This is a genomic window from Pseudoalteromonas sp. 2CM32C (assembly GCF_023161925.1).
GTDB classification, from domain to species: Bacteria; Pseudomonadota; Gammaproteobacteria; order Enterobacterales; family Alteromonadaceae; genus Pseudoalteromonas; species Pseudoalteromonas marina.
This window is the reverse complement of the sequence record NZ_JALNTI010000003.1, coordinates 460,343-466,507: the sequence shown is the minus strand read 5'-3', so window position 1 is coordinate 466,507 and position 6,165 is coordinate 460,343. Positions and strand designations below refer to the sequence as shown.

The 6,165-nt window shown below is 40.8% G+C and carries 6 protein-coding genes and 1 tRNA gene; 3 read left to right on the top strand and 4 right to left on the bottom strand.

Annotated elements, in window-relative coordinates:
- The 3 genes from MTF67_RS09110 to dnaQ all read right to left on the bottom strand — a co-directional run bounded on the left by MTF67_RS09110 (position 1) and on the right by dnaQ (position 2,265).
- Positions 1-74: transfer RNA gene (locus tag MTF67_RS09110), tRNA-Asp, on the bottom strand.
- Positions 75-171: 97 nt separating this feature from the next.
- Positions 172-1,542: a TIGR03503 family protein gene (locus tag MTF67_RS09105; RefSeq protein ID WP_248519336.1), complete on the bottom strand. Its 1,371-nt coding sequence runs from the start codon at positions 1,540-1,542 to the stop codon at positions 172-174.
- A gap of 9 nt (positions 1,543-1,551) precedes the next feature.
- Entirely contained in the window at positions 1,552-2,265 is a 714-nt protein-coding gene (gene dnaQ, locus MTF67_RS09100) for a DNA polymerase III subunit epsilon (RefSeq protein ID WP_006794050.1), read from the bottom strand.
- Positions 2,266-2,333: 68 nt separating this feature from the next.
- On the opposite strand from dnaQ, the gene rnhA reads away from it, so the two are divergent.
- The gene (rnhA, locus tag MTF67_RS09095) at positions 2,334-2,798 is read left to right on the top strand and encodes a ribonuclease HI (protein ID WP_006794051.1); all 465 of its coding nucleotides are present in this window, start codon (positions 2,334-2,336) and stop codon (positions 2,796-2,798) included.
- 11 nt (positions 2,799-2,809) lie between these two features.
- Here rnhA and MTF67_RS09090 read toward each other — a convergent pair whose 3' ends face one another.
- Positions 2,810-3,586, bottom strand: a complete 777-nt coding sequence (locus MTF67_RS09090) for a class I SAM-dependent methyltransferase (RefSeq protein WP_006794052.1) — start codon at positions 3,584-3,586, stop codon at positions 2,810-2,812.
- Positions 3,587-3,639: 53 nt separating this feature from the next.
- On the opposite strand from MTF67_RS09090, the gene gloB reads away from it, so the two are divergent.
- Together gloB and MTF67_RS09080 are read left to right on the top strand one after the other, a co-directional pair.
- The gene (gloB, locus tag MTF67_RS09085) at positions 3,640-4,413 is read left to right on the top strand and encodes a hydroxyacylglutathione hydrolase (protein ID WP_248519335.1); all 774 of its coding nucleotides are present in this window, start codon (positions 3,640-3,642) and stop codon (positions 4,411-4,413) included.
- A gap of 141 nt (positions 4,414-4,554) precedes the next feature.
- Positions 4,555-6,138 (top strand): LysM peptidoglycan-binding domain-containing protein, encoded by a 1,584-nt coding sequence (locus MTF67_RS09080; RefSeq protein ID WP_248519334.1) that lies wholly within the window; start codon positions 4,555-4,557, stop codon positions 6,136-6,138.
- The last annotated feature ends 27 nt before the right edge of the window (positions 6,139-6,165 follow it).

Below are 6,165 nucleotides of genomic sequence, written 5' to 3'. Positions count from 1 at the left end.
CGGAGTGGACGGGACTCGAACCCGCGACCCCCGGCGTGACAGGCCGGTATTCTAACCAACTGAACTACCACTCCGCATTTTCGTTGCTGTTTAGGTCTCCCTGACAGCGGCGTGAATAATACGAACCAGCCCCTATTTCGTCAAGGGCTTTTTTGTTTTTTTACAGGTTTTTTAGTCATCTGACATCGAAAGGTTTAAAATTTCACCTGATTTGTCATTTTTTGAACCATTTTTGTCTACTTGATTTTTTTCTGTGTCGTCCGCATCTTGATTCGCGTGTTTCTTTTTATTTAAAAAAGGTAACGATAGTTTAATTTTAATCGGTTTTTTTTGCACAAATATTCGAATAGCTAACCAGCCAAGCATTATAATTAAAATATTACCGCCAATTATTAAGCCCACAATGGTAGATGTGGCCATTTTTTCTTCTTCCGGCTCAATGGCGGTGGCTTGCTCGGCTTCAACTATTGTTGCAGGGTCAACTTCTGGTACTGCTTCTATTGGCCGAGCTATTTCAAATTTATAGGTTGGTAAAGTGGCCATAAATTCACGGCCGTTGTTATTAGTACCAAATACAGAGAGTTCTACACTGTAGCGCCCCCAGTCATAGTTTTTAATTATTAATTCTCTTGTCTCACCTGGCGCAGCGTTTATAGTAAACATTTGCTCTTCGTTGTTAGGGTAATAAATCTTACCCTGAAAAATAACGGTCTCTGGTTTAACTATTTTGTTGTCTGTTGTGATCGTTAATTTATGTTCATCAATATTTTCATCTGCAAGCGCGATATTAAAGCCAAAGGGGGGTTCGTGAACAATAATGGTGTCTTGCACGATTCTGCGTTGCAGTAAAGGAGTAGAAATGTAAAGTTCTGGGGTCCACTCACCTTCAGGGAACACAAGTTTAAACTCACCGGTAAATACACCGTCTTTTGGACGTTCATCAAATCCACGCCCGTCGTCTTTAAATTCGGCGACTTCTTGTGTACCTGCGCCAAAGTTTGCAAAGCTATCGTTATTCGTACTTACAAAATCAACATTAAGACTAACCACATCTCTAAATAGATTAGCGTTAATCGGTTCACCATCATTTAAAATTTGGCCAGTTACTTTTATCGTTTCGCCTCTAAAAAGCATGGGAGGTAATGGCTCTGCCTGTAGTGATATTTCACCCAATACAACAATTCTGCTATCTGGTAAAATACTCCCTATAACTTGCCAAGGACCTGGCATTGGTTTTTTTATGGTGACAAGGTCATAGCTAAGTTCGTCAAACCATTCAATATTAGTATCCCTAACGGCGTTGGTGGCAAAATACTTACTACCATCAGGCCTAACTAAAATAACGGCAGGTGTCCCTGGTTTTCTGAAAAAGAGTAATGTGATTTCGTCTATTTGGCTGTCAATTCGAAAGCGGTTGTCGAGTAAGGGGATTTCATTTTGTAGGCCATCCCGTTTTAAAACTTCAACTTGCTCTGCGCTATATGCGTTACCTGATAACAAACTGAGTGCACATAACACGGTTACAAAATACATTATTCTCATTATAAGGCCTTATTCAGCGCGCCATAGGCATTGGCCGCCTTCTTTATTTACAAGATCCAATCTGGCTTCGTGTGCGCTTTGCTCTTCATCTGTAGCGCGTAATACTACCAATGGCGCTCTTTCACTGTTTAAACGTCTTATGCCGCCTTGCTGTTGCTCACTACCATCATCTTTATTTTGATTTAAGTTTAACTTTGTTTGTCCGCCTGTCATGGCAAGATAAACATCAGCTAAAATTTCAGAATCCAGTAACGCCCCGTGCAAGGTACGTTTAGCGTTATCTATGTCGTAACGTCGGCATAACGCATCAAGGTTATTCTTTTGTCCTGGATGCAAGTCACGCGCCATTTTAAGCGTGTCGAGAACTTGACAGTAATCATGCGTATTTGGAAAACCTTGATTAAGCAATGCAAATTCATTATCCATGTGGCCCACATCGAACGGGGCATTATGAATTACAAGTTCAGCACCTTTTATATAATCAAAAAACTCTTGTGCAATATCGCGGTAAAGCGGTTTGTCGCGTAAAAACTCATTGGTAATACCGTGAACGTCAATCGCTTCTTCTTCTATGCTACGTTGCGGATTAATATAAACATGAAAGTTATTACCCGTTAAACGACGATTTACTAACTCTACACAACCAATCTCTATAATTCTGTGCCCTTGTTTAGGGTCGATGCCGGTTGTTTCTGTATCTAAAACTATTTGTCTGCGTGCCATATCGAATTAAGCCTGACTCTGGTATCTTTCTATAATCACTTTATTGTACATAAGATCAAGGTAAAACAGTGCAAAAAACCGTAGAGATTTACACCGATGGCTCATGTTTAGGTAATCCAGGCCCCGGTGGTTATGGTATTTTTATGATTTATGACGCCCATGAAAAAAAATTAAGCCAAGGCTATAAGCTCACTACAAACAATCGCATGGAAATGCTTGCGGCTATAGTGGCACTTGAATCACTTAACCGTGCTTGTGTTGTAAACCTTACTACCGATAGTCAATACGTAAAACAAGGTATCGAGTCATGGATATCAAACTGGAAAAAACGCGGCTGGATAACGTCAGCTAAAAAGCCAGTTAAAAATGTGGACTTATGGAAACGCCTAGATGCAGCTTGCAGCAAACACACAGTAAATTGGAAGTGGGTTAAAGGTCATAGCGGCCATAAGTACAACGAAATAGTCGATGATTTAGCTCGTGATGCAGCTGGCAGCACAGATTTACTCGAAGATGTGGGCTACCAGCCTTAATTTACTTGATGCTAATGGTTATCACTTTTTTGGTCGCACGTTTTGTAATGCTGCTTTGAGGTTTGCCTGAGCCCAGCTCCTTTAACAGGCACAAATTGTGGCCGTGCGTGCCACTTAGGCTTTATGGGTGTAAGGGGCGCAACGCGTTTTCGAGCCACCAGCATATAAACACTGCCCATAGGTTTTAAATACTGCTTGGCAAATGCTCGCCAAAATTCAAACCGTGATAGCCTGTTTCCCCTAGCAAGTGATGAGTAAATAAACCGCTCGTCACTTACAATTTCAAAACCCAATAAATTCAGCCAATCCTTTACCCTTGCTGGGGTAAAAAATCGTCCTGTCCATGGTAACTTTTGCCCGCTAAACGGCAACATTTGAGCCAACCCACACAAGCTGAGCGGATTAAACCCGGTAATTAAAACGTAACCGCCAGGTATGAGTGTTCGATGAGCTTCGCGTAAAATGTGATGTGGGTCAGAGTGGTACTCTAAACAATGGCTTAAAATACACGCGTCAACACTATGTTCGTAAAAAGGTAATTCATCTATATCTGCCACTACCCCTGTATATGGTCCGGGCTCAGCGACACACACCTGGTGCTTAATAGTACTTAAACTTGTATTTAACTCACCGCTTAAATTACCTAACTTGAGCATATGGTAACCAAACATGCGTGGTAGCCAATATTGCATTTTACGTTCAATATCAGCTTGCAAGTAATCCCCGTGAGGGAACTGCTGCCACGACAGTGGTTTGGGTCCTTCTTGAAAACTAAGGGCTGGTTTCATTTTATGAGCTCGTTATACTATGCGTTAAATGTCACTTTATAGAGCAATTTAACATGGTGCAAGTCAAAGCAATTAAAGCCTTTTCAGATAATTACATTTGGTGTTTAACCACTGAAGGCAATTCTAAAGCATGGGTCGTTGATCCTGGTCAGGCTGAGCCTGTGCTTGCTCATCTCGCAGCAGAAAACTTAACACTGGGTGGCATTTTAATTACCCATCATCATTACGATCATACCGATGGCGTTGCGCAGCTAATAAAAGATGACCCAACAATAAAGGTTTATGGGCCTAAAAATAGCCCATTTAAAGGAGTGACGCATCCACTGGTTGATAGCGATAGTATTGATGTTTTAGGCATCAACTTTAAAGTGCTCACAACTCCAGGGCATACGCTTGATCACATTTGTTTTGTAAATGACAACATGGCATTTACTGGTGATACATTATTCAGTGGTGGCTGTGGACGTTTATTTGAAGGTACTAGTGAACAAATGTGGCATTCTCTAAACAAATTAAAAACGCTACCAGCAGGGTGTAAAGTGTTTTGCACCCACGAATATACACAAGCTAATTTAACTTTTGCTAAAGCCGTTGAGCCTCGTAATCCATCGTTACTTGCACACAGTGAGCTGGTAGATGAATTAAGAAAAGAAGTTAAAATTTCACTGCCAACCACTATAAGCCAAGAGCTTAAAATAAACCCGTTTATGCGCAGCGACATTCCAACCATTATAGAGGAAGTACCTAAAGAATTTATCTCGGTTACAAAAAACAATGAACCTTGGCATAACTTTGCTGCTCTGAGAAAGTTCAAAGATAATTTTTAGCGCATATAAGTTTATTATTTTAAATCATTAACTTGAAATACATGAACACTTTCTACTAACTGCTGTAATTGTCATAAAGTGGTAATGTTAGTTTATTAAAGGTAACATTTGCCGAGTTTTTTACCCGATGTATTGGTATTTATGAATAAATCTCCTCTTATACTAACCTTGGCGCTTGCGCTAAGTGGTTGTCAAACATTGACTACCTTAGAATCTGACCCTCAGGTCGCAAATCAAGCTAATAATAAGCTTGAAGGTGCAAGCCCAAATGATATTAACAATGCATTAATGGTAAACGCGCAATATCAACAACTAGATAGCGATGAACAAGATGCGCCGGTATTTGACGATGTATGGGAGCGTATTCGTTACCAATTGTCGATTAATGTTCCTCAAAACCGCCCTGTTGTGACCGAGCGAAATTATTATGCGAAGCATCAACGTTATTTAGACCGTATTTCAAAGCGTGCAGAGCCTTACCTTCACTTTATTGTTGAAGAAGTGGAAAAACGCGAGATGCCAATCGAAATTGCGCTTCTTCCTATTGTAGAAAGCGCTTTTGATCCCTTTGGCTACTCTCACAGAACCGCATCGGGTATTTGGCAATTTATGCCACAAACGGGTGAGCGCTTTGATTTAAAACAAAACTGGTGGTACGACGGCCGCCGAGATATTGTGCAATCTACCCGTGCAGCGCTAGATTACTTATCTTATCTTCACAAAACACTTGAAGGTGATTGGCTCAATGCCATAGCCGCCTATAACTCCGGTGAAGGGCGCCTGATGCGCGCAATTAAAAAAAATCGTAAAAAGCATTTGCCCACCGATTTTTGGTCATTAGATTTACCAAGAGAAACCACGGCTTACGTACCAAAGCTATTGGCACTAGCTGACTTATTAAAACGTTCAGATGAATTTAATGTAACGTGGAAACCCATTATCAACGCCCAAGTAGTAGAAGTAGTTGATGTAGGCTCACAAATAGACCTAGCGCTTGCCGCCGAAATGGCCGACATGACATTAACAGAGCTTTACAGATTAAACCCTGGGTTTAACCGTTGGGCTACAGACCCAAATGGCCCCCACTATTTGCTTTTACCTATTGATAAAGCGCAGCAATTTTCTGAAAAGCTTGCCAATACTGATATTAAAAATAGGCTTCGCTGGCAACGATACGTGGTAAAAAGCGGCGACAGCTTATCTGTAATTGCTAAAAAGTTTACCACTAGCACCAGCGCAATTAGATCTTTGAACAAGCTTGATTCAAATACGATACGCATTGGACAAGAGCTACTAGTCCCGTTAACCGATGGTGCAATAAATAGCGAGCACTTACCAAAGCAAATGCGTATGGCTGCAAATAAAACATCACGCACTAAGCTTTCGCATACCGTAAAAAGTGGCGATACCTTATGGGATATCAGCCGCGAATACGATGTGACTATGGATGAATTGGCAAAGTGGAATAAACTTAAAAAAAGCGCTGTGCTACGCTTAAACCAAAAGCTCACAGTGTATAAATCACAAAATAAAACCACCAGCGTACCAAAAAGCACTAATCGCACGATTACGTACAAAGTACGAAGAGGCGATTCACTTGCGCGTATTGCGTCTAAGTTTAATTTAACGGTAAGCGAAATTATCAAATGGAATAATTTAGCAGGTCAAAAGTACTTGCAACCGGGGCAAAAATTAAAGCTTAAAGTGGACGTAAGAAGTAGTTAATTTCAGCTAACAAAAAAGGAGCGCATG